Genomic DNA, 24,601 nt, shown 5'->3' on the forward strand with positions numbered 1-24,601 from the left:
TCACTGTATCTCTTAACTTTCTTAGTCATGGTAAACTCCTATTTGTCTTCTTTAGTTTACCAAGTTTTTGTCTACGGTTTTTTCAGCATACATCAAATGTTTTATATATTAGTAATACAAGTAAATCTATTCAATTATCTATTTTCTGGTCTTATTTTAATAAGGTGATATCTAAAAATGATTTAAGGCAGGCTGTTATGTATAATCTATATATAGGAAGCATAGATTAAAGACTATTGGCTTTATTACATTGGAAGTATTAATAACACTTAAGATAGGGATAGATGACATCATGGAAGATGATACTGTATTAAATGTAAAAGGAAATGTAACTCAACAAGAATGGCAGATGAGAGTCAATCTTGCAGCTTGTTATAGGCTTATCGCGCTATATGGTTGGGATGATTTAGTATTTACTCATATCTCGGCCCGAGTTCCAGGTACCGAAGATGAGTTCCTAATCAACCCATATGGTTTACTATTTGAAGAGATTACTGCATCAAGCCTTGTTAAGGTTAATCAATCCGGCGAAAAGATACTACCCTCAAATTACGACATAAATCCAGCAGGATTCACCATTCATAGTGCTGTCCATGAAGCTCGCAGTGATGCTCATTGCGTTATTCATCTACACACTAGTGATGGTGTTGCCGTCTCCACTCAACTGCAGGGCTTATTGCCTATTTCACAGCAATCACTGTTCCCGTTGTCTAACTTAGCCTATCATGACTATGAAGGAGTGGCTTTAAACCCTGAAGAGAAGGTACGCCTAGTCGCTGACTTGGGTGACGCTAACTTTATGATTCTACGTAATCATGGCTTGCTAACTTGCGCAAGTACCGTTGCTGATGCATTCTTATTTATGTATATAATGCAGAAAGCGTGTGAAGTGCAAGTAAAAGCACAAAGCGGCGGTAATGCCTTAATAAATATATCACCGCAAATCTTAGCAGGTATTCAAGCGGCATCAAAAGAAGTTACTAAAGAGGCTAATGGTGAGATTGCCTGGCCCGCTTTATTAAGAAAATTACGTCGTATAGATCCTTCATTTGAGGAGTAATAGTAAATGATTACTCTGAGTGAATGGAAGGAGCAAGGACAGTTCGAAACTATTAACAATCAGCAAATATTCACGCGTCAAGGTGGTGATAAAAATTCCTCTGTATTATTATTAATTCATGGCTATCCTAGCGCAAGTTGGGATTGGGAGGGCATGTGGAAGGCTTTGACTCAGTGTTATTACGTTATCACACTTGATATGTTAGGTTTTGGCTTATCAGCTAAACCCAAAAACGCACGTTACCTTATTACTGAGCAAGCCGACATTTTTCATAGTTACTTGAAGAAGCTAAATATTAGCCACTATCATATTCTGGCTCACGATTATGGAGATACAGTAGCTCAAGAGATGCTGGCAAGACAGGTCACCGTTAATAATAGTGCCGACCAGGATAGGCCGCGCATTGATAGTGTCTGTTTTTTAAATGGCGGTTTATTTCCTGAAACACATAGACCATTATTAATTCAAAAATTACTGTTATCACCATTAGGAGTTTTAGTTTCAAAATTGACTAATAAGCAGAGATTTGAAAAAAATTTACAGCGCATTTTTGGACCAGACACACAACCAACTTATGAAGTAGTTGATACATTATGGCAGCTACTGAATCATAACAACGGTTCAGCAGTGATGCATAAATTAATAAATTATATTCCTCAACGAAATCAACATCGTGAACGTTGGGTAGGGGCAATTATTAACAGTAATGTTCCCGTTAAGTTGATTAATGGCACTCAAGATCCTATTTCAGGTCAGCATATGGTCAATCGTTATCGCGAACTAATTCCCAATGCCGATGTCACAGAAATGCCAAAACTGGGACATTATCCACAGATTGAAGATGCTGAAGCTATTTGTGAAGTGTATCTGCAATTTAGAAAAACTATTCGTTGAATACTAACCTTTATTAGCAATATCACTTAAGAGAATAAACTTGATTTTATTAAATAAGTAAGTAATAGAATATATCAAGTAGTCAACTAGTGCTTCTTTACTTGAGTACAAGACAGCAGGATATAGTTCTAGTAGCTTGCGATTTCAGCTAACTGATACCAAATTTTAACACAGATTAATTATGGAATAACGTTCAGACCTCGACTATTTTAGGAATTTTAATGTTAATAAAAAACGTGAAATCAATTTTCAGAGGTCTAAGTCGAATCTGTGAGCTAAAAGCTGATAATAGACGTTTAAATGGAGTTGTTGAATGTTTGGAGCACGGGGAAATAATCAAGAAAACCAAATCTTACCATGAAAATAAAGTTGCTATTTTATTGTATGACCTATGCTCGATATTACTACACCCTGCGTCGTATAATCCAAAGAGTATTAAAAACTTTAGTTTTTCAAAATTATGGAGTTGTATCTCATTTATACCAAGATTAGTGATGAGCTTACTTAAAATGTTAGTAGCGAGAAATTAACTAGGTGTGTGTTTGATCTTCGTTTTATTTAAAGAATCAATAGGCTAGGATTCTACAGCTTTACTTTTATGAATTGCTTACAAGTAATGACTAACATTGATTACTGCGTCAGTTTAATGTTATTTTTTATCCAGAGTATACACTGCGTATATACCAGCATGATAAGTAAGCGATTGCTACTTTATTACAGACATTAAAAAACCCCTACAACCGTTTAGTTGTAAGGGTTTGAATTTGGTGGGCCCAGCTGGACTCGAACCAGCGACCAAAGGATTATGAGTCCTCTGCTCTAACCAACTGAGCTATGGGCCCTAATAACAAGCTGTTTAACTAGCTTCATTAGACGCATTATAATACCTGAAATTTATAAATTTGCAAGCGTAACTCGCTAATATTTGCCAGTTTTTTTTATTTTATTTCAGCAATAGCCTGCACTCTAGCTTGATGTATCGCCTCACCAATAGCACTACCTTTTAAGCCCTCATCGACATCATTAATGCTAATTCTGTTAAATGCTTGGACATACTGGTTAAATTGTAGCTGTTGATAGCTTAGCTCGACCACCTTATGCACTTGTAATAGCTCACCAAATTCAACCTCGCTTTTATCTGCTTTAGTTATAGTAATAAGCTTGGCTATATCCTCTGCGCTAAGCTGCGCGTAGTGAGTAAAATACGCAAAGCAAGTGATATAGGTCTGAGTAAACTGAGCAATTTTCTTAGGTACTTTTAATAATTGAGCCAAAGCTTTGGATTGATCAAGCCAATACTGGCAACTCTCCAAGTTTTTAGTATTGAAGTTTTGAGTTTTAATACTAGTGGTATGAGTATCAATATTTTCTTCTAACTGAGCTGAGCTTGTCAGTTGGGGCATAGCTTCTGCCGAGAAGGCCAGCATCAAAATAGCCCAGCGCTGAGCTAAATTTAAGTTCTGCTGTCCCGCTACCTGCAAAGCGTTAAATACCAAGTCCTTAACAGCCGTATTGGTCAATACTTCAGCCAAATTAGGCATGACATAGGGTAGGGAGCCGACATTCATCAAACAGTCGATATAGGCTTGAGGTGAGTTTTGCAATAAAGCCCGACTGGTTTCTTGCCATACCCGCTCTGCGGTTAAATGCTTGAGCTCGTTACTGTCATTTATGTCCCCAATCAAGGCAATGGTCTCAGGAGCAATAATAAAGTTGTGTTCAATATTAGGGTCATAAAATCGGCCATAGAAGCGAGCAATTCTTAATACCCTCAGTGGATCTTCGCTAAAGGCTTCAGAGACGTGGCGCAAGACTTTGTCTTTGATATCTTGTTGGCCGTTATATGGGTCAATAACTTCTCCAGTAATAGGGGTGTCATCCATTAATCCTTTGACTTCTATTGCCATAGCATTGATTGTCAAATCTCGGCGTAATAAATCTTCTTCGATAGTCACTTCAGGCGAGGCGTATACCTCAAAGCCTTTATAGCCTTTGCCTGATTTGCGTTCAGTACGGGCCAAGGCATACTCTTCTTTACTTTTAGGATGCAAAAATACTGGGAAATCTTCACCCACTTGTATAAAGCCTGCTTGCAGCATTTGCTCAGGCGTAGCACCTACTACCACGAAGTCTTTGTCCGTGTAAGCTCGATTAAGCAGCTTATCACGCACTGCGCCACCAACAATATAAACCTGCATAGTATTCCTTAATTTGTTATTTATAATTGTGAAGTTTACCAATAAAATTAGAGTACGGTGTACCTTAAATCCACAGTGTTCAAATATCCGCTATAGTCAATAAAATCTTAAACATCAAGCTGTAGAATTGATTATAATGCCTAACTTTTTAGTGATTTAACTACATTGGTATGGTTTCAATAAAGTTATTTATCTGCGTTTTATTTCACCCAATCACTATCGCCAAGCTAGAGTTTACAACTCTTGCCTAGTGACTCATAGCGGAGTTCTATGGAATGATTATTGCAAGTTATAACCACTTAACACAAGCATTGAGTGATTTTGAGGATGACGCCTTAATTAGACTTGTCTATGTCAGTAATATTAACAAAAAAAGCAAACTAGATCCCTCGCTGTTCGAGCATATTCGCAGTCATGCAGAAGACTACAATCGACAAAATAATATTAAAGGTATGCTTTGCAATAATCAGAAGTACTTTTTGCAGTGCTTAGAGGGCACCAAAGGGGCTTTATTACCATTAATGGATAGAATCTTTAAGGACAAAAGGCATAAAAAACTTAGAGTCATATTGTTAAAGCCTATTGATAGCTATAGTTTCGATGATTGGCGCATGCGGAGCTTAAATTTAGATAACAGACTGTGGTCTAAAGACTCACTTCAAGCTCAATCTCCGGAGCTAATAAAGTTTTTGCCTTTTAAGCCTCTTAAATGGTCAGAATGGTTTTTGGAGCATTTTTTAGAGACCATGCAGAAATTTGATGATGTTGATCAAAGCTATGAAGCACAGCAAAAAAGCTACAACGTAGTGCAAGACCCAAATACACAGGTAGCCCTGCTGTTGGACTCAAACCTATTGCATGCTTTTTTATTGGTGTTGGTGGTGACTGTGTTGTTAGCTGTATTAAAGATGAATGCTATTATTTAGCCTAAATGGCAATAGCTGACGAGTATATGATGTCAGTATAGTTCAGCTGCCCGATAGAGCTAATAATAGAGACAATAATTCTAAATACAAAAAAAAGCCAGCATAACGCTGGCTTTTTTATGGAGTGATAAATAAATTCTATTGATCTAGCTATTACTCGGCTTTTTGAGCTTCGATATCTTGAGCCTCAGTTACTGCTAAAGCGGTCATGTTTACGATACGACGCGCGGTAGCTGATGGGGTTAAGATATGAACAGGTTTGCTTGCACCCAATAAGATTGGACCGATAGACGCACTGCCAGTAGCAGTTTTCAATAAGTTAAAGGCAATGTTTGCCGCATCTAGTGTTGGCATAATCAATAAGTTAGCTGGACCATTCAACACACTGTGTGGGAAGTCTTGAGTACGAATACGGTCATCTAAGGCCGCATCGCCATGCATTTCACCATCAAATTCAAAGTCTACGTCCATTTCAGTCAATAGCTCATATACTTTACGCATTTTAATCGCACTATCACGATTTGAAGTACCGAAGTTTGAGTGTGAAAGTAGGGCAACGCGAGGGGTAATACCGAAACGGCGCATCTGATTTACGGCCAATACCGTCATTTCAGCCAGTTGTTCTGCAGTTGGGTCTTCATGGATATAAGTATCAGCAATAAATAGATTGCGGTTTTGCATTAATACAGCGTTCATCGAGTAGAAGTGCTTAACCCCTTCTAACTTATCAATTACTCTCTCAACGTAGTTTAAGTGCAAGTTGTAGTAGCTGAAGGTACCACAGATCATACCATCTGCATCGCCTTTTTCGACTAATAACGAGCCGATTAAAGTGGTCTTACGACGCACATCACGACGGGCAAGCTCAACACTTACGCCTTTACGCTTATTCTTCTCGTAGTAAGACTGCCAGTAATCTTTGTAGCGTGGATCATTATCTTGGTTAACAATTTCGATGTTATCACCAGTTTTAAGACGTAGGCTTAAAGCATTGATTTGTGACTCAATAATACTTGGACGACCCACTAAGATCGGCTTAGCTAAGCCTTCATCCACTACTACTTGTACCGCACGTAATACATCTGGATCTTCACCTTCACAGAAGACAATACGCTTAGGATCTTCTTTAGCACGAGCAAACAGAGGCTTCATAACGAAGGCTGAGTTGTATACGAATGCTGAAAGCTTTTGACGATAAGCAGCAAAATCTTCGATAGGTAAAGTGGCGACACCGGTATCCATAGCCGCTTTGGCTACCGCAGGAGCAATTTCAATAATTAGGTTTGGCTCTAGCGGTCCAGGGATTAAGTACTCTCTACCGAAGCTCTTGCTGGTATCTACATATTTTTGACCTTGTAGAGGCGTAGCTTCTACGTGTGCCATCGCTGCAATAGCGTGTACACAAGCAATCTTCATCTCTTCGTTTACCATGGTTGCGCCCACATCTAGAGCACCACGGAAAATGTAAGGGAAACATAGAGCGTTGTTAACTTGGTTTGGATAGTCTGAGCGACCGGTTGCCATGATGACGTCGTCACGCACCGCGTGAGCAAGCTCTGGCATAATCTCAGGAGTAGGGTTGGCTAATGCAAAGATAATTGGGTCACGCGCCATACGAGTGATCATATCTGGAGTTAGGATACCTGGCATTGATAGGCCTAGGAACATATCCACATCATCCATCACTTCAGTGAGAGAGGTGGCTTCAGTATCACGAGCATAGCGCTGCTTGCTTTCGTCTAAGTTTTCACGTTTGGTAGAGATGATACCGCGTGAGTCTGATACGATGATATTAGATTTTTTTACACCTAAGGCACAAATCAAGTCTAAACAAGAGATAGCCGCTGCACCTGCACCAGAACAAACTACTTTGATGTCTTCAATTTTTTTATCGATTAATTGTAGAGCGTTAATTAAAGCAGCACCAACAATGATTGAGGTACCATGCTGGTCATCATGGAACACAGGAATGTTCATGCGCTCACGTAATTCGCGTTCGATTTTGAAACATTCTGGGGCCTTAATATCTTCTAAGTTAATACCCCCAAAGGTTGGCTCAAGAGAAGCCACCGCTTCAATGAACTTATCAGGATCGTTTTGAGCAACTTCGATATCGAATACATCAATACCCGCGAATCTTTTGAAAAGAACGCCTTTACCTTCCATAACTGGCTTTGAAGCTAAGGGGCCAATGTCGCCTAAGCCTAATACAGCGGTACCGTTGGTGATAACACCTACCAAGTTATTACGGGCAGTATATTTTGCTGCAAGCTTTGGGTCTCTTTGAATTTCTAGACAAGGAACGGCGACACCTGGAGAATAAGCTAGCGCTAAATCGTGTTGGTTAGCAATTTGCTTAGTTGGAGTAACAGATATTTTACCTGGGATGGGATGCTCGTGATAGTGCAGCGCGGACTGCTCAAATTGCTCTTTATTCATCGCATTGATGTCATTGATTTCAGTGGAGTTTGGATTAGAAGTATTATCGCTCATGTTTAAGACCAATTATCTTTAGAAAAAGGAAATCCGCAAACGGGAGACTCAAAATTGTGGCATTTTACCCCGATATATTAGCACTTTATGGCACTAATTTTAGGGGCTTTAGTCACTTAATATTTTAACGTTATTAATGACGTGTGCAATGTTTAGATTTGTCTATTGCGTCAGTAATACTGTGATTATACAGATTCAGAGCACATATAGCTTGTATTACAGGCTTTGAACCTAGTATTTTGTATGAAAAATATTTGGTAAAGCCAAAAATAATTATGATGAACAGCTGATAACCAATGGTTTGGCGTCTTTGTCAGGAATAGCCGTGTCCTCAGATTTTGCTTGTTCATGCTGCTTGTAAGGCGTGGTTAATATTTGGAACACTCTATCTACCTCAGTAAAATCACCCGATTCAGCCTTAGTAATGGCACGCTGCGCCATACTATTACGCAGCACATAAACGGGATTGGTATCTTTGAGGCATTGAACAACCTTAGATCTGTTGGCGCTTATATTATCAATATGAGTCAAGTAGCGCTGCTGCCACTGACTCCAAACCGCTTGCTGCTCATTGTCCAGTTCAGCGTCTATTGCTTGTAGTAGCTCGGCTTCATAAGGGTTACTAGCGCTATCAATGATCGTCACTAAGGCCCTAAAGCTATTGGTGTAATCCAGCTTATTGGATTCCATAAATTCAAGAAGCTCAAAGGCTAATTTTAAGGTATTGTTAATAGTTTCAGTTACCGCAGTTACAGTTTCAGTGGTCGCGGTACTATTATCTAAACTGCCCCAAGGCAAGCCTAGTTTTTTGCAGATACCTTGCTGATAGTGACCCATAAAGCTTGATTCATATTTGGCAAGACACTGGGCCAAGACTTCGCGGCTAATGGTTTCTTTTTTGTCATTAAACAAAGCTTTGCCAGATAATTGCATGAAGTGCATCATCCACACATTTAAGTTCCAGTGACCAATGGCGGGCTGGTTTTGATAAGCATAGCGGCCTGAATAATCTGAGTGATTATTAATCCAAGCAGGATCAAACCTTTCTAAGAAGCCAAACGGACCATAATCTAAAGTGGTCCCGGTAATAGATAGGTTATCGGTATTCATCACCCCATGAGCAAAGCCAATCAGTTGCCAATCTGCGATCATGGTAGCGGTGGCAGTTACTACTGCAGTGATAAAGTCGGCGACAGGAGTCTGTGAAGTAGTGAGTTCAGGATAGTAAGTTTCTATCATGTATCGGGTAAAACTTGGCAATAAATCGGGAGCGAAGCTGGCAATCCACTCGACGTGACCTAAGCGAATGTGAGTGTCTGCGACGCGCATAAGTGCCGCACCTTGCTCTACAGTTTCACGTCTTACTGGGGTATCAGAGGTGACGAACCCTAAAGAGCTTGAGGAGCGAATACCCAGACAGGACATGGCATGACCACATAGATACTCTCGGATGGTACTTCGTAATACGGCACGACCATCGCCCATTCTAGAGTAAGGCGTTAGACCAGCTCCTTTTAAATGCAGGTCTATTAACTCGCCTTCGTTATCAATAACTTGTGCCATTAATAGCCCACGACCATCCCCTAATTGTCCGGCCCATTGTCCAAACTGATGACCTGCATAAGCCATGGCTAAAGGCTCAAATCCTTCAGGCACATATTGACCTGATAATATTTGCACCCAATTTTGCATTAAATCCGGATCTTGGTCCCAGCCTAAGCGTTTAGCGACAATTGGATTGAAGTGTCCCGCTCTTGGGTTGCTCAGTGCAGCAGGAGGCTGTAGGTTGTAAAGACGAGGATCTAATGTGGCATAACTGTTTTGATAATTCATGATTTTGGCTTTTTTTATTTTAAGGAGTGAAATTAGTCATATTCAAATTTAGCATGGTGTTTTTGAGTGATAGATTGTATCAAATAGTAGGATAAACCATTGTGGCTTCAATGTTGTTACAAAGGTTGTTACTGAGAGTATTACCTAGAGAACATAACCTAGGTAGTTAAGTATTAGCTAGATAGTCAAGACAGGTAAATAAAAAAATCCCCCTGACCAGAGGTAGGGGGTGGAGAAAACTTAGCGTTATTGTTACGAGGATTATGCGGATTATTTAAGTTTTGGTTCACAGCTTAGCTTAAGCGGTTTTAAAGCTTATCTCTTTAAATGCCTGCTTAAGATTATGATTGTGTTTTAGAATACGCTTTTCAATCATCTGGTATTGATCTTTTAGCGCCTCATCCACTTCATGTAAGCGCTCAGCAAATTCAGTTTTTTTCAGTTGAATGGCTTTTGCTTTAAGGGCTTGCCACTCTTTAACGGTTTCATTAAATAGCTGGTATTCAAAATGAACACGGTCACTAAAGTTTTGCAGACTACGCGATAAGTTGCTGTCAGTAATTAGCCCTTGCTCATCACTGAATTTTGCAATTTTATTTTGGGCGCGTTTAAACATCATATTCACTTCAGCATGCTTGATGGTCGCATCGTCTACTGTACGCAGGTCGGAGGCTAGCCCCACTTTTTCTAAAGCTGCAATTAACCATTTGGTTGGGTCATATTGCCACCATTTAACCCCATTACGATAATCGTATTGGAAGAAATGATGGTAGTTGTGATAACCCTCACCCCATGTCGGAATCGCCAATAAGAAGTTGTCTCTGGCGGTATTGGTATCAGTATAAGGACGCGTACCAATCATGTGACATAACGAGTTGATAAAGAAGGTAAAGTGGTGATTAATCACCAAACGTACCAAACCGGCTAATAATAAAGTACCCCACACATCACCGATTAACCAACCGATAGCCCCTATTAAACCTACATTAGCAACGACTACCCAAGCCCCATAATATTTGTGCTGAATTTGAAGGACTTTGTCTTTGGTAAGATCAGGGATATTCTTGTAATCAAAGTTACCGCTAGGATAGTTCTTTAACATCCAACCAATATGACTAAACCAAAAACCGCGTTTGGCTGAATAAGGATCATCCATAGGGTCATCAACATGTCTATGGTGAGTTCTGTGTCCAGAACACCAATCAAATGCAGAGCCTTGCACCGCAAGTGTGGCGCCCACTAAGAAAAAGTTACGTACTGCAGGATGCGCCTTATAAGCGCGGTGTGACATCAATCTATGATAGCCGGCGGTAATGCTCAAGCCGGTCCAAACACCAACCGCACCAAACGTTAACCATACTGGAGCGCTGACCTTGTGGGTGGCTAAATACCAAGGGGTAATCAGTGCTGCAGCAATCGGCGTGGCGACGAGAACTGCGGCTGGGATCCAGTTAATTGGAGCACGCTTAAAAGCAAGCTCTTTGGCCAGCTGCTGTTCTTCAACAGTTAATGAATCTTCCACAGTGATACTAACTGGATTGGTAGATAAGCCTTTTATTTTTTGACGCTCATCTTTAACAGTCTTTATAGAAGTAGCTGGAGAGATAGAGCTATCAGAGTTTAGCTGTTTATTAATCAGTTGAACTAAGGGCAAACGAGTCAGTGCCTCCGCCACTTTTTTGCTGGATTGAACCGCTTTGTGGGCGTTATGTACAGATTTTCGTCCGACAGCACGCAAGGAAGACAAAAGACTTCCATTTCTTATTTGCATTACTAAAGTATCCTTACTGAGATAAGTTTGGGAAATGTTGATATAAGTAGAATACCTTAAATAAATATTAAAGTGAACACTTATGCACTAAATTATTGTGGAGAAAGTCAGATTTTCGCTGATTTTTACTTTTATATAACAGTTAATTAATAGGGTGGAAACAAAATTAGAAACGGTCCTGTTATTGCTGGACTGGTAGGGTTTGAATTGGCTTTTTAAGCCGTTATTTAGGCATATAAAAAAGTGGCAGGGTAGTCTGTAATAAGGTAGTTAACCCCAAGCTTGGTAAGCTGTTTGGCAGAGTCAATATCATTAACAGTCCAAGCGGTGGTAGCAAGGCCATATCTTCGACATTGAGCCATAAAGTTTGAATCAAATAGAGGATAAAATAGCCCAATAGAGGAGCAGCCTAATCGTAAAGCAATTTGCACCGTATTGGCAAAAGGCTGCTTAGTGCTCATTACGGCATTTTTAATATCATTTGTGGTTATGCGGTCCTTAGTGGCAGGGAGGTGTTCAGAGTCATTGAAAGCTGGATTTGACATAAGCTTAAGGGTTAGCTGCGGGCAGGCAGGCTCAACCAATAAGCCTCGTTTAAATTGGCTAAGTACAGTATCTGCTTGTAGCCTCTGCAGCAAATGAATATCGAAGCTGGTTAAGGTAAAAGGCAGGTTATAAAGCTGTGGATCAACTAAGCACTGCTTTAATGATTGAATCAGTTGTTGATAGTTAGTGCGGTCGCAAGTTTTAACCTCTAGTTCAATGTGGCTGTAATCTTTAAGATATTCTGGCATCTGTTGTAGCAGTAGAATGGACTCGCTTTGATCGGTGCTTGCACAGCGACTGACACACCGTATTTGGTCAGCTGTTAATTGGTCGACTCTAGCTTGATGACCAAATAGCCTAAGCATTGTATCGTCATGGAATACCACTAACTTGCCGTCGAAAGTTAACTGCACATCGAACTCTATACCCGCCAGTTTGTTTTTTTGCCAAGTGTTAGTTGAAAGCTGACTTAGTTGCTGAGTATAGACAAAGCCGGCTTTACTGTTTTCTAATTGCTCACCACGAGCGCCCCTATGACCAACTAGGTAGCAATTGTGAGTGTCGAGTAAAGAGATCAACGAAGTCATAAAGTCTCTGTAAAAAGTTTCTTTTAGATAAATCAAAATCATTAAGCTGCATAAAGCAAAAAATATGGGTATAAGAGGGTTGTTTGAGGACGTTAGCTAAATTAAATTCTATATCTAAATAAGGGCAGTATGTCTAAATAATGGCAGATAATAGGCAGGATGAATAGCGGTTAATTAATCTACTTTACAAAGTATAGATATAAATTATGATAAGACTTCATTAGAATGCAATAACTTTAATATGAATTAACAAATATTTATGCTTTGGCGTATAATACGTAACAATAAGGGCTAACAGTTTTTAGGACGTATTTTTAAAAAAACCTATCATTTCTTTTTAAAAATATGGGTTGCCGTGCGATAGCCAAAGCGAAGCGGGTTTTATAAGAGGTTATAATGAAGTTAAGTTTTGATCGTGTTTCTCGTCCTACAAGTTTGGTAGGGGTGATGTTGCTATGCGGATTAACCGCTGTGGGTTGTAGCAAAAAAGAGGAGCCTACTGATAAATCAGATGAGGCTAAAGTTGAAGTAGTCACGACTGAACCAGCGGTGCAGTGTGATGATCAAGTTGCCTTAACTCAGTTGACACAAACTGTGCAGTCTACTTTAGGGACTCAATCACAAAGACTATTTAATGCTTATGCCGAGAGCAATGGTGAAAGCTTAAGTTTGACCAATGTCAACAATGCGGTGGGTTCAGTATTGATTGATGTTGCAAATCCAAGAGTGATGCAGCCAGCTAATGCCCAAGGTATGGTCACCTGTAGTGCTAGCCTAAGCTTAACTTTACCAAACCAAGATGTGAGTCGTGCCAATCGAGTATACACTCAGGTGGAAGACCGCACTTTGGCTGAATTATTACGCTCTGAAGGCATTGTGTTGAACAACAACATGCTGGTTAGCGATAACTTTAGCTATGTGGTAGGCATGCAAGGCGGTCAGTCTATTGCCCGAGTTGTGGGTCAGCCTGCTATCTTGATGGCAGCGTCAGACATTATTGCTAAGTCTCAGTACCAAGCTGTTATCGATGCGCGTCGTGCGGCTCCAGTTACCAAAAATCCAAGACCCGCTCCGGCTTTACCAGCTGAGCCAAGCCAACCTACGCAGCCTCGCGTTCGTCCTGAGCCAGAGCAAAAGCAAAGAGCCCCTGTGGATCAAACTCAGCCTGCACGTAAATCTGAAGCACAACCTGAAGCTCAACAAAAGCCAGCTGCTAAACCTGTTGAGCCTGCTGCTGAGGGCACAAACCAAACCGCTACTAAGCCAGTTGAAGCCCCAAAAAAGCTGAACGCTCCGAAAGATGAGAATATTGAAATGGTCATCATCGAAGAAGAAGGTACTTACTAAAGAAGGCACTTACTAAGGGCTATACCCTTAAGGTAAGTAAACTTCTGAGATAGTAGCCTATTAGTAAGCTCACAAAAAAAGGTCCAACAAACTGTGTTGGACCTTTTTTTATTGCTAACCGTTATCAGCTGTTAGTAAGTTATCTAGCTAAGTAAGTCGTCGAGTTCTTATAAATAGTTTATAGGACAAGGTTAGCTATCAAATTTATCCAGGATGGCTTTATTCCATAATACCTCTTTTGAGCCTTCAACTTTGGCGCAATATCTTGATAGAACAAACAGCCAGTCTGATAGGCGGTTTAATAGTTTAAGTGCACTTTTGCTAATGGCTTGATCGTTAATTTGATATAGGTTAACCGCTTGACGTTCAGCACGACGGCAGACAGTGCGAGCGATATGAACTTGACTCACTAAGGCAGAGCCTGCTGGTAAGATGAAGTCCTTTAGGGCAGGTAAATCTTGGTTAAAGGTATCAATTTCAGACTCAAGCCAGCTAATATGACTCTCAGTAATGCCTTTATATTCGGGCATAGCAAGTTCACCACCGATATTGAATAATAAATGTTGAACGGTGCTTAAGCTGTCAGATATCGCAGCAAATTTTTGAGATTTGTCGGCAGCTAGAGCTGATATCTGTGCCAAGATCATGCCGATATGGGCATTTAATTCGTCAACATCACCCATCACCACGAAGAGGGCATCTGCTTTACTGACACGACTACCATCTGCCATACCGGTGGTCCCATCATCTCCAGTGCGGGTGTAAATTTTGGTTAATCGATGGCCCATAAGGGGAGCTCCATTAAATTTAAGAGGTTTTTATTAAAATACTTAAGTTGTCATCATATCCTATGCCGATGAAATATAGCAATTTTAGCCAAGCTTAGGTAATATGAGCCTCGCTAAGAATAATACTTGATGTCATCATCCATCAGTTTTCATTATAAGGTTTTAATATGTCTATATCCGCCAAAATCACACAAACCCCTGAATTCCTATCAAAACAGCTGGCCGAAAGTCAGGCCACGTTGAAGATTTATGATTCTATGACCACCGAAAAAAGAAAGTTTCAGCCGCTACAAGCAGGTAAGGTAGGCATGTATGTGTGTGGTATGACGGTTTATGACTACTGCCATATTGGTCATGCTCGGGTAATGGTTGCCTTTGATGTGGTGTCACGCTGGTTACGTCATTTGGGCTTTGAGGTGAATTATGTACGTAATATCACCGATATTGATGACAAGATTATTGCTCGTGCTAATGAAAATGGCGAAGAAATTGGCGACTTAACCGAGCGCTTCATTAAGGCAATGCATGAAGATGCTGCGGCTTTAGGCTGTGCAGATCCAAACTCAGAGCCACGCGCTACGCAGCATATTGATGAAATGCTGCAAATGATCGATACCCTAGAACAAAAAGAGCATGCATACGCTGCGGCAAACGGCGATGTTTATTATGCTGTTGAAACCTTTGAGGGTTATGGCAAGTTATCAAAACGTAAATTAGAGGATTTGCAAGCTGGGTCACGTATCGATGTAGATACGGATAAGAAGAACCCATTTGACTTTGTGTTGTGGAAAGCAGCAAAACCCGGTGAGCCACAGTGGGATTCTAACTGGGGCGGTGGCCGTCCAGGCTGGCATATTGAGTGTTCTGCTATGTCGACTAAGTGCTTAGGTAACAGCTTTGACATTCACGGTGGGGGTCATGACTTACAGTTCCCGCACCATGAAAACGAGATCGCCCAATCAGAAGCTGCGACCGGCTGTACTTATGCCAACAACTGGATGCATGTTGGTTTTATCAATGTCGATGGCGAAAAGATGTCCAAATCTTTAGGTAACTTCTTTACCATTCGTGAAGTGATGGAGAAGTTTCATCCTGAAACCATCCGCTTCTTTATTTTATCCAGTCATTATCGCAGTCAAGTTAACTTCTCAGATGCAGCGTTAAAAGAGGCTCACTCAGGGTTAACTCGAGTTTATCAAGCATTAAAAGCAGCCGAAGTGGCTTTAGAAGTAGCAAGCGATCTGGATGAGTCAGTGCAAGCCCCAACAGAGGTGATTAATGACATCAGTGGTTATAGTGCTAATTTCATTAAAGCCATGAATGATGACTTTAATACGCCGCAAGCCATTAGCGTTTTATTTAGCTTAGCAAAAGAGGTCAATAAGCTGGCACGTGAGACAGAAAATGACCAAGGTATCGTTAAGCTACAAACGGCTGTAACAACCTTAAAAGCACTGGCTGCTACCTTGAATATTGGTCAAGTGAATCCGACAGAGTTCCTGCAGGCTCAAATTGGTGCAGTAAATGAAGATCAGATGAGCGATGAGCAAATTGATGCGCTTATTGAAGAACGTATCGAGGCTAAGGCCAATAAAAACTTTGCTCGTGCTGATGAGATTCGTGATTTATTGCAGCAAAACAGCATTGAGCTTGAAGATAGTAAGCAAGGTACGACTTGGAGACGTATCTAGCCTAGCTGAATGTTATCGAAAGCTCACAGTCAACAACAACACAATCGACAAGCTTAGTCTAGATGGGTAGTGTCTGTGTTTTTACACATAATGCTAGGGACTGGCAACCAAAACGACATGGAGTGTGCATGAATAACTTCTTAGCATACAAAAATAAAGAGGCCCGTACTTCCTGCTTGACGAGGTCTGAAAGCTTGTCGAGGCCTGTTACCGGGCCATCTGCTCTACAAAGTAGCGTAATTTACCAGCCGGCCATAACTAAATGGGGTAAGCATCTACTTAGGGTGCTGCATTTAGCCGTGGTCTTGTTGTTTGTGTTTTTTGCGTCAGTTTCAGCTCAGGCCAACGCCTCTGTTGAGAACACACAGACAACTCAGCAGTCTCAAGATATTGAACAGGCCGACAATATCATCGACTACGCCATTCAGAAGGTTAAACAGGACAAGCCTGAGGCGGAGGATGAGAAGCAGGAGGTTACCCGCCCTTTATTGGCTGATAACGAGCTTACAGGCGAGTTTAATGAAGCCTATTATAAGTTAAATAAGCTTAACTCTGGCCTACCTGAATTGCCTACCTCTCCTAACCTTGAAACGCCTCTGGCTACGCTTGAGTTCTTTAATAGCGCCGTCATGCAAGAAAACTTTGCATTAGCCGCTTATGCCTTAAACCTTAATTTATTACCTGAAGCTGCCCAAAAGAATCAAGCCACAGATCTGGTAAAGAAGCTAGATTACTTAATGACCGAAAAGGGTCTGTATGTTTTCGATGATCTGCCCGATCGTGCAGACGGCTTAATTGAACCGGCACTAGGAACGGACAGTCCCATTCATGGGGTAGCAAGACGGTCTATAAAACTGGGTAATATTAAATACAAGGATAGAGTTGTCCCCCTATACTTAGAACGCGTTCGGGTAGGGGGACAGGCTCCAGTTTGGGTTTTTTCTGCTCAAACGGTAGGTAATATTAATGCTCTATATGACATACACAAGCCGGCAGAGTTTGAACGTTTTTTACCACAGCCAATGAAGGCGAAGATTTGGGGTATTAGTGTATGGGAAGTGCTAATCCTGATTTTGTTTATGTTTGCTACCTTGGGAATCAGCTTTACTCTCAGTAAAGGGGTGACAAAGCTAGTCAGTCTGTATTCTAATGTTATTACTCGCCGTACCGAGAGTGACGAGCTGTCTTTGGGTAGCAAAGGCTTGACTGACTTCTTTTCTAAAATAACAGTACCTCTCACTGTCACTCTAAGTTTCTCTATGATGTTTGCTTTAGTCTCTGGCAGCTTACCTAGAGTGGATGCCATTGCTACCTCCACCCGGCCCATTATTTGGTTGTGTTTGGTTATCAGTGGTCTATGGCTTGGGATTAGGGCAATTAACTTTTTTGCCAACCGTTATCAAGATTATCAAATTGATTCGTTGACCGAAGAGGAGTTTAACACCCAGCGCATTCGAATGACTTATGTCTCAATATTTAGACGTATTTTCATTTTTGTCATGGTGTTAGGGGGAATTTGGATCGGTTTGGCTGAGTTCACCGACTTAGAGGGGCTGGGTACCACATTATTAACCTCAGCCGGTATTGCTGGGGCCATTATTGGTATTGCTGCTCAGCCAACTTTGGGCAACATTATTGCCGGATTTCAGGTAGCGATTACTCAGCCGGTCAGAATAGGAGACACCATATTTGTTGAGGATATTTGGTGTGAAGTTGAAGATCTGCGTTATACCTATGCCGTTTTGAAAACTTGGGACGATAGACGACTTATTGTGCCGATGAAGCATTTTGTGACCGAGATTTTGGAGAACTGGTCACACACTACTGGTCAACAATCTACCGCAGTATATTTATATGTCGATTATGGAGCGGACATTGAGGCAATACAAAACAAGTTCTTTGAGCTAGCGTTGGCACACGAGCTTTGGGATGAAGATTTTAAGCCTGAAATGATGGTAACCGAAGTCAATAAGGACGGGATTACTCTTAGAGGCAAAGTAAGCTCAGATAGCCCCTTAAATGCTTGGTACTTAGAATGTGATATTCGTAAGCAAATGCTGGATTATTTAAATGAAAATCATCGAGGTTATTTGCCGACTGACCGCATTACTTTTGCACCAAGAAGCTAAAAAACAACATAGCCAAAGTGATTATTATTAACAATTACTTAAAGCGTATTTAAAGCAGGAAACTCTTTAAATTCAAGTGCTCACAAAGCCAATAATTTTGTTATAATAGGTTGCTTATTTTCCCTAGCCAAGAGGTCTGTATGTTGCGAATCGTAGATGATGCCCTAACTTTTGATGATGTTTTACTCCTGCCTGCATATTCAAATGTGCTTCCTAAATCAGCTTCATTGACGACGCGATTAACTGAAGATATCTCATTAAATCTTCCTCTAATATCGGCCGCAATGGATACAGTAACAGAATCAGAAATGGCAATCACCATGGCTCAGCTTGGTGGTATGGGTATTGTACATAAGAATATGGACATTGACCGCCAAGCGATGCAAGTACGTCGTGTAAAAAAATTCGAAGCCGGTACAGTGGTAGATCCTATTACAGTAACCCCAGATATCACTGTGGGTGAGCTGCTGCGTATTACTCATGAAAATAACATCTCTGGGGTGCCTGTCGTAGAGTCAGGTAGTGGTCAAGTTGTGGGTATTGTTACTCACCGTGATGTGCGTTTTGAAACCAATCACGACCAGCCTGTTAGCAATGTCATGACCCCACAAGATAAGTTGGTAACGGTAAAAGAAGGCGAAACCAACGAAAATATTAAAAAGCTGCTTCATGAGCACCGCATCGAAAAAGTGTTGGTGGTAGATGATAACTTTGGTCTAAAAGGTATGATTACCGTCAATGACTTTAACAAAGCTGAAAACAACCCTAATGCCTGTAAAGACTCACAAGGTCGCTTACGTGTGGGCGCAGCTGTTGGAACCGGTGCAGATACTCAGGCCCGTGTTGAAGCTTTGGTTGAAGCAGAGGTTGACGTAATTGTTGTTGATACCGCACACGGTCACTCACAAGGTGTTATCGATAAAGTAAGCTGGGTTAAAAAGAATTTCCCACACATTCAAGTCATTGGCGGTAACATTGCTACCGGTGATGCAGCTTTAGCTTTACGTGATGCAGGTGCCAACGCAGTGAAAGTAGGTATCGGTCCAGGTTCTATCTGTACTACTCGCATTATCGCTGGTATCGGTGTACCTCAGATTTCAGCCATTGATAATGTGGCTTCTGCCTTAAAAGACAGCATTCCGCTAATCGCTGACGGTGGTATTCGTTACTCAGGTGATATGGCCAAAGCCATAGCTGCTGGTGCCTCATGTATCATGGTTGGCTCATTATTGGCAGGTACTGAAGAAGCACCAGGTGATGTTGAGCTGTTCCAAGGTCGCTACTACAAAGCTTACCGTGGTATGGGAAGCTTAGGTGCTATGTCAGGCTCCAACGGCTCATCTGACCGTTATTTCCAAGATGCCAAAGATGGTGTTGAAAAATTAGTACCAGAAGGCATTGAGGGCCGTGTGCCATATAAAGGTCCAGTTAATGGTATCGTAAACCAATTAGTAGGCGGTCTACGTTCATCAATGGGTTATACTGGCTGTGCTACCATTGAAGAGATGCGTACCAAGCCTGAATTTATCAGAGTAACTTCTGCAGGTATGAAAGAGTCGCATGTGCATGATGTCCAAATTACCAAAGAAGCTCCTAACTATCGTATTAGCTAATGGTAAACCATTGAATAGATAAAGGTTGTTTTGTTGGTTAACCTGTTATTGGACAGCCAAAAAGACCAAAAGACAATATCTTTTGGTCTTTTTTTTGTAGTATATTAGGACATAATAAATTTATTAGTTATTGATTTAATGGTTACCTATTTGATTACTATTTTAACTACTATTTAATTGCTATCTAGTTGAGGGATATATGAGCTATTTCGGTACAGACGGTATACGTGGACTTTTTGGAAAATTTCCAATTACTCCAGATTTTGTTTTAAAACTAGGCTATGTAACAGGTCAGGTTTTGGTAGAACATCACGTTTCTTCAAAAAAGAAGCCGAGTGTGGTAATTGGTAAAGACACACGTTTATCCGGTTATGTTATCGAAGCAGCTTTACAAGCAGGATTTAACTCAGCAGGGGTTGATGTACATATGGTAGGTCCTTTGCCAACTCCAGCCATTGCTCACTTAACCCGTAGTTTCCATGCCGATGCTGGGGTGGTGATTTCAGCGTCTCACAACCCTTATTATGATAACGGCATTAAGTTTTTTGCCGCTGATGGTCGCAAGCTGAGTGATGAGATGCAAGACGCCATTAATAAAAAATTAGAGGGCATTGTGGAAGGCCATGCAGATTACACTCAAGATGATCCTGCCAACCTTGGTAAACACTTTAGAATCAATGACGCTAAGGGTCGTTACATCGAATTTTGTAAAGGCAGCTTCCCCTACCAATATGATTTATCCAATCTCACCATTGTTATTGACTGTGCGAATGGTTCAGGCTATAGCGTAGGTCCTCGTGTGCTACGTGAGCTTGGGGCAGAAGTTATTGCCATTCATAATAAGCCCAATGGTATCAACATTAATGACAAATGTGGCTCTACTTATCCAGAAGCCATTCAGCAGGCTGTGGTTGAGCACAAAGCTGACTTAGGTATTGCTTTGGACGGTGACGGTGACCGTATCATCATGGTAGATGAAAATGGTGAGTTGGTCGATGGAGATGGTATCTTATACATTCTAGCCACTAAGTCTGAAACCAAAGCCACTGGCGTGGTGGGCACTCAAATGAGTAATATGGGTTTGCAGTTGGCACTTGAAGCTGAAGGTATCGCTTTAGAGCGAGCCAAAGTAGGAGATAGATATGTGATGCAGGGCTTAGAGGCCAATAATTGGATTTTAGGTGGTGAGCCATCAGGTCATATTCTATGCTTAGATAAGAGTCGTACTGGAGATGCTATTATCGCAGGCTTACAGGTATTGGCGGTGATGGCACAGACCAAACAAAGCCTAAGTCAATTGACTGAGGGCTTCAAGCTACTGCCACAGACCCTAGTTAATGTGCGCTTAGAGCAAATGGCAGACCCGTATGATTTCCCAGAATTGGTGCAAGCTTTTGATGAAGCATCAACAAGCATTAAGGGCCGCGGTAGGTTACTAATCCGTAAGTCAGGTACTGAGCCTGTTATCCGTGTCATGGTTGAGCTAGACGATGCTGAGCAGTGCGATAAGCTAGCCAATGAGCTGGCTGCTAAAGTGAAAGCGGTTATGGGTTAAAGCCTTATATCTTGGGTTTTCAACGGTTTTATTAAATGCATTACTCCCCTTGTAGCATACAGTTGCTTTTAGACTAAGATAACCAATACAGTTTAAGACCATAAAGACAGATTAAGACGGTCAAGGCATTTGCTATCGGGGAGGTATTGGGGGTTATATGGATTTTAGCGATCAAAGAATTTCGTACGAAAAAGGCGAGCTTCATGAAGAGGTTTTGTTAGAAAGCCCTTTTGAGCTGTTAACGTTATGGGTGAATGAGGCGCTTCAACAAAAAGCTCCTGAGCCATATGCCATCAGTTTAGCCACTTGTGGTTCAGACAATATGCCAGCGGTCAGAACGGTTCTAGTACGAGAGATTAATGACGAAGGGATTGTTTTTTATAGCAATTACTTAAGCCATAAAGGTCAAGATATCGACCAAAATCCTCATGCTGAAGCTCTGTTCTTTTGGCATGATATGCAGCGTCAAGTCCGAGTTCGAGGTACTATTGCTAAGATAGACCGCAAAAAGACAGAAGCTTACTTCCAAAAACGCCCTTATGAGAGTCAAATAGGAGCTTGGGTTAGCCAACCCCAAAGTGGCCCAGTAGCGAGTCGTCAAGCAATGGATGATAAATTTGCTGAGCTAAAGCAGCAGTATCCTGAAGGCAAGGTGCCGACGCCTGAGTTTTGGGGTGGTTATCAGATTACTGCTACGGAGATAGAGTTTTGGCAAGGCAGACCCAATAGGCTACATGATAGAATTATCTACACCAAAGCTGATGCAGGTGATCAGTGGCATACTAAGCGCTTGCTACCATAAAATTTAGCCTGCATAACAACAGCTAATATCTTATGTGTTATTAGCAAGTAGCAAGATTAGGAACCAGTAGCAAAGCTACTAAAATAGTAAAACTGCTAAAAGAGCAGTAAAGCTATTAAATAAATAGTATAAAAACAATTAGCAATTCACTTTTTACCTTGGGATATTTAGGTTTATGATCCGTTTTGTAAGTTTTAACATCAATGGAATTAGAGCACGTCAACATCAACTAGAAGCTGTAAGAGACATCATAGATCCAGATGTAATGGGTATTCAGGAAACCAAAGTACATGATGAGCAGTTTCCTTTACAAGATGTAGAGTCACTGGGTTATCATGTAGAATACTTCGGTCAGAAGGCCCATTATGGGGTGGCTCTAGTCTCAAAGCAAAAGCCTATTTTTGTACAAAAAGGTTTTCCAGGGGAGGCAGAAGACGCGCAAAAGCGTTTTATTCATGCGCGTTATGTGTTTGATGGAAAAGAAATTGATGTGTTAAATGGCTATTTCCCTCAAGGGGAGAGCCGAGATCACGAAATCAAATTCCCAATGAAAAGAGAGTATTACGCCTCGTTAAATGTCTATATTGATGCTTTAAAAGATGAGGGGCGTACTTTGATTATCATGGGCGATATGAACATTGCCCCAGAAGATAATGATGTTGGTATTGGTGAAAAAAATGCCAAGCGCTGGCTGAGAACCGGCAAAACCTCATTCTTACCAGAAGAGCGAGAGTGGTACAGTGCTTTAATGAGCCGCAATCTCTTTGATACTTACCGCATTCATAATCCAGACTGTAATGAGAAGTTTAGCTGGTTTGATTATCGTAGCCGCGGCTTTAATGATGACCCTAAACGCGGGCTTAGAATTGACCATATCTTATGTACCGAAGATATTAAAGACAACTGTATTGATGCCGGCATTAGCTATGAATTGAGAGCGATGGAGAAGCCATCAGACCATGCGCCAATTTGGGCCTCTTTCCGATTTTAAAAAACAGTCTAAAAAAATAGCCTAAGCAAATAAAATCAACTTAAATAAAGACTGCACTGACAGCTTTTAACCAATAAGTAAGGGATATTTATGCCAGTAGGAAACATAGCACCACCAGACATCATTCATGCCATTGAAGGCGTTGAAATTGGCATCACTGCTGCTGGCGTGCGCTACAAAGATCGTGATGATTTGGTTGTGTTTCGTTTAAGTGAAACCGCTTCGGTGGCTTGTGTCACTACCACCAATAAGTGCTGTGCAGCCCCTGTGTTGCTGGTGCGTGAGCATTTACAACAGCTTGCCGGCATTGATAAATCAGCACGATATCTGCTAATTAATACCGGTAACGCAAACGCTGCAACAGGCGAGGAGGGCTATCGCCGTGCGCTGCAAACTTGTAAAGCTTTAGCTGACAAAGTAGAGGTAGAGGTCAATCAGGTCATGCCTTTTTCTACAGGTGTCATTGGTGAAGTAATTAATAGTGAAGCCATTATTAATGGATTGAATAACTGTTTGGACAGTCTGTCACAAGATAACTGGTTATCTGCTGCCAATGCTATTAGAACCACAGATACTATTCCTAAAGTGGCCAGTACCAGCGTTGCGGTAGATGAAACTATCAGCTACAAAGTGACCGGTATCTCAAAAGGCGCTGGCATGATTCGTCCTAATATGGCCACCATGTTAGGTTATGTGGCCACAGATGCCCCTATTGCTCAACCACTACTACAGCAGATGCTAGTAGAGTTGACCAATCAATCATTCAACCGTATTACCATTGATGGGGATACCTCAACCAATGACTGCTGTGTGTTAATTGCTACCGGTGATGATAAGGCCAATTTAATTGATTCAACACAGCATCCGCATTATGAAGCTTTATATCAAGCGCTAAAAGAAGTGTTTTTGCGTTTGGCGACTTTGATTGTCAGAGATGGGGAAGGGGCGACTAAATTCATTACGGTTAAAGTAACTGGCGGCAAGACCGTTGAAGATTGTTGTGATGTGGCGTACGCTGTTGCGCACTCTCCTTTGGTGAAGACAGCCTTTTTTGCCAGTGATCCAAACTGGGGTCGCATTGTAGCCGCAGTAGGCTATTCAGGCGCTGAAAACCTGGATGCCAATCAAGTGAGTGTGACACTTGATGATGTGGCTATTTGTACGCGTGGTCAATTAGATCCGAGCTATACTGAGGAGCAAGGGCAAGAGGTCATGAGCCGTCCTGAGATTACTATTAATATTGACTTAGGTATGGGTGAGGCTACTGATACCGTTTACACTTGTGATTTATCGCATGAATATGTCAGCATTAATGCCGACTATCGCAGCTAGTTAGACCTAACATCGCTTGTAGTTAAGCATAGCTAATAGTAGAAA

17 protein-coding genes and 1 tRNA gene are annotated in these 24,601 nt (G+C 41.3%); 11 read left to right on the top strand and 7 right to left on the bottom strand.

All coding sequences use genetic code 11. The features are described from left to right. Positions 1–292: 292 nt before the first annotated feature. Both G561_RS0107020 and G561_RS0107025 read left to right on the top strand, forming a co-directional pair. Complete coding sequence (locus tag G561_RS0107020) at positions 293–1,060, top strand: class II aldolase/adducin family protein (RefSeq protein ID WP_028858901.1); 768 nt, start codon at positions 293–295, stop codon at positions 1,058–1,060. A 6-nt stretch (positions 1,061–1,066) separates the two neighbouring features. Beyond that, positions 1,067–1,954, top strand: coding sequence for an alpha/beta fold hydrolase (locus tag G561_RS0107025; protein ID WP_028858902.1), 888 nt, complete (start codon positions 1,067–1,069; stop codon positions 1,952–1,954). 765 nt (positions 1,955–2,719) lie between these two features. On the opposite strand, the gene G561_RS0107035 is transcribed toward G561_RS0107025, so the two are convergent. Both G561_RS0107035 and G561_RS14210 read right to left on the bottom strand, forming a co-directional pair. Further along, positions 2,720–2,796: transfer RNA gene (locus G561_RS0107035), tRNA-Ile, on the bottom strand. Between the two features lie 96 nt (positions 2,797–2,892). Continuing rightward, positions 2,893–4,152 carry a tRNA nucleotidyltransferase/poly(A) polymerase-related protein gene (locus G561_RS14210; RefSeq protein WP_037031926.1) on the bottom strand — a complete coding sequence of 420 codons (1,260 nt, stop codon included), beginning with the start codon at positions 4,150–4,152 and terminating at the stop codon, positions 2,893–2,895. A gap of 275 nt (positions 4,153–4,427) precedes the next feature. Between G561_RS14210 and G561_RS0107045 the strand changes: the two genes are divergently transcribed. Then, a complete protein-coding gene (locus G561_RS0107045) occupies positions 4,428–5,078 on the top strand; it encodes a BLUF domain-containing protein (RefSeq protein WP_028858904.1) in 651 nt (216 codons plus the stop codon). A 153-nt stretch (positions 5,079–5,231) separates the two neighbouring features. On the opposite strand, the gene G561_RS0107050 is transcribed toward G561_RS0107045, so the two are convergent. The 4 genes from G561_RS0107050 to G561_RS0107065 all read right to left on the bottom strand — a co-directional run bounded on the left by G561_RS0107050 (position 5,232) and on the right by G561_RS0107065 (position 12,308). Continuing rightward, on the bottom strand, positions 5,232–7,571 hold the full coding sequence (locus G561_RS0107050) for an NADP-dependent malic enzyme (protein WP_028858905.1): 2,340 nt from the start codon (positions 7,569–7,571) through the stop codon (positions 5,232–5,234). A gap of 273 nt (positions 7,572–7,844) precedes the next feature. Then, positions 7,845–9,404: a protein adenylyltransferase SelO gene (locus G561_RS0107055; RefSeq protein ID WP_028858906.1), complete on the bottom strand. Its 1,560-nt coding sequence runs from the start codon at positions 9,402–9,404 to the stop codon at positions 7,845–7,847. Positions 9,405–9,702: 298 nt separating this feature from the next. Continuing rightward, complete coding sequence (locus tag G561_RS0107060; RefSeq protein WP_028858907.1) at positions 9,703–10,893, bottom strand: acyl-CoA desaturase; 1,191 nt, start codon at positions 10,891–10,893, stop codon at positions 9,703–9,705. A 509-nt stretch (positions 10,894–11,402) separates the two neighbouring features. After that, entirely contained in the window at positions 11,403–12,308 is a 906-nt protein-coding gene (locus tag G561_RS0107065; RefSeq protein ID WP_162165205.1) for a glycerophosphodiester phosphodiesterase, read from the bottom strand. Positions 12,309–12,704: 396 nt separating this feature from the next. Here G561_RS0107065 and G561_RS0107070 point away from each other — a divergent pair, with 396 nt between their 5' ends. Next, positions 12,705–13,655: a hypothetical protein gene (locus G561_RS0107070; RefSeq protein WP_028858909.1), complete on the top strand. Its 951-nt coding sequence runs from the start codon at positions 12,705–12,707 to the stop codon at positions 13,653–13,655. Between the two features lie 191 nt (positions 13,656–13,846). Here G561_RS0107070 and G561_RS0107075 read toward each other — a convergent pair whose 3' ends face one another. Beyond that, a complete protein-coding gene (locus G561_RS0107075; protein WP_028858910.1) occupies positions 13,847–14,443 on the bottom strand; it encodes a cob(I)yrinic acid a,c-diamide adenosyltransferase in 597 nt (198 codons plus the stop codon). A gap of 257 nt (positions 14,444–14,700) precedes the next feature. Here G561_RS0107075 and cysS point away from each other — a divergent pair, with 257 nt between their 5' ends. The 7 genes from cysS to argJ all read left to right on the top strand — a co-directional run bounded on the left by cysS (position 14,701) and on the right by argJ (position 24,556). After that, entirely contained in the window at positions 14,701–16,134 is a 1,434-nt protein-coding gene (gene cysS, locus G561_RS0107080) for a cysteine--tRNA ligase (RefSeq protein WP_425271681.1), read from the top strand. A gap of 128 nt (positions 16,135–16,262) precedes the next feature. Then, positions 16,263–18,263 carry a mechanosensitive ion channel family protein gene (locus G561_RS14215; RefSeq protein ID WP_081794407.1) on the top strand — a complete coding sequence of 667 codons (2,001 nt, stop codon included), beginning with the start codon at positions 16,263–16,265 and terminating at the stop codon, positions 18,261–18,263. Positions 18,264–18,403: 140 nt separating this feature from the next. After that, on the top strand, positions 18,404–19,876 hold the full coding sequence (gene guaB, locus G561_RS0107090) for an IMP dehydrogenase (RefSeq protein WP_028858912.1): 1,473 nt from the start codon (positions 18,404–18,406) through the stop codon (positions 19,874–19,876). Between the two features lie 199 nt (positions 19,877–20,075). After that, a complete protein-coding gene (gene glmM / locus G561_RS0107095) occupies positions 20,076–21,431 on the top strand; it encodes a phosphoglucosamine mutase (RefSeq protein ID WP_028858913.1) in 1,356 nt (451 codons plus the stop codon). A 157-nt stretch (positions 21,432–21,588) separates the two neighbouring features. Beyond that, a complete protein-coding gene (gene pdxH / locus G561_RS0107100; protein ID WP_028858914.1) occupies positions 21,589–22,233 on the top strand; it encodes a pyridoxamine 5'-phosphate oxidase in 645 nt (214 codons plus the stop codon). A 175-nt stretch (positions 22,234–22,408) separates the two neighbouring features. Continuing rightward, complete coding sequence (xthA, locus tag G561_RS0107105) at positions 22,409–23,224, top strand: exodeoxyribonuclease III (RefSeq protein WP_028858915.1); 816 nt, start codon at positions 22,409–22,411, stop codon at positions 23,222–23,224. A 90-nt stretch (positions 23,225–23,314) separates the two neighbouring features. Continuing rightward, positions 23,315–24,556 (top strand): bifunctional glutamate N-acetyltransferase/amino-acid acetyltransferase ArgJ, encoded by a 1,242-nt coding sequence (argJ, locus tag G561_RS0107110; protein WP_028858916.1) that lies wholly within the window; start codon positions 23,315–23,317, stop codon positions 24,554–24,556. The last annotated feature ends 45 nt before the right edge of the window (positions 24,557–24,601 follow it).

Origin of the sequence: Psychrobacter phenylpyruvicus DSM 7000 = NBRC 102152 (genome assembly GCF_000685805.1) — a bacterium.
GTDB lineage: Bacteria > Pseudomonadota > Gammaproteobacteria > Pseudomonadales > Moraxellaceae > Psychrobacter > Psychrobacter phenylpyruvicus.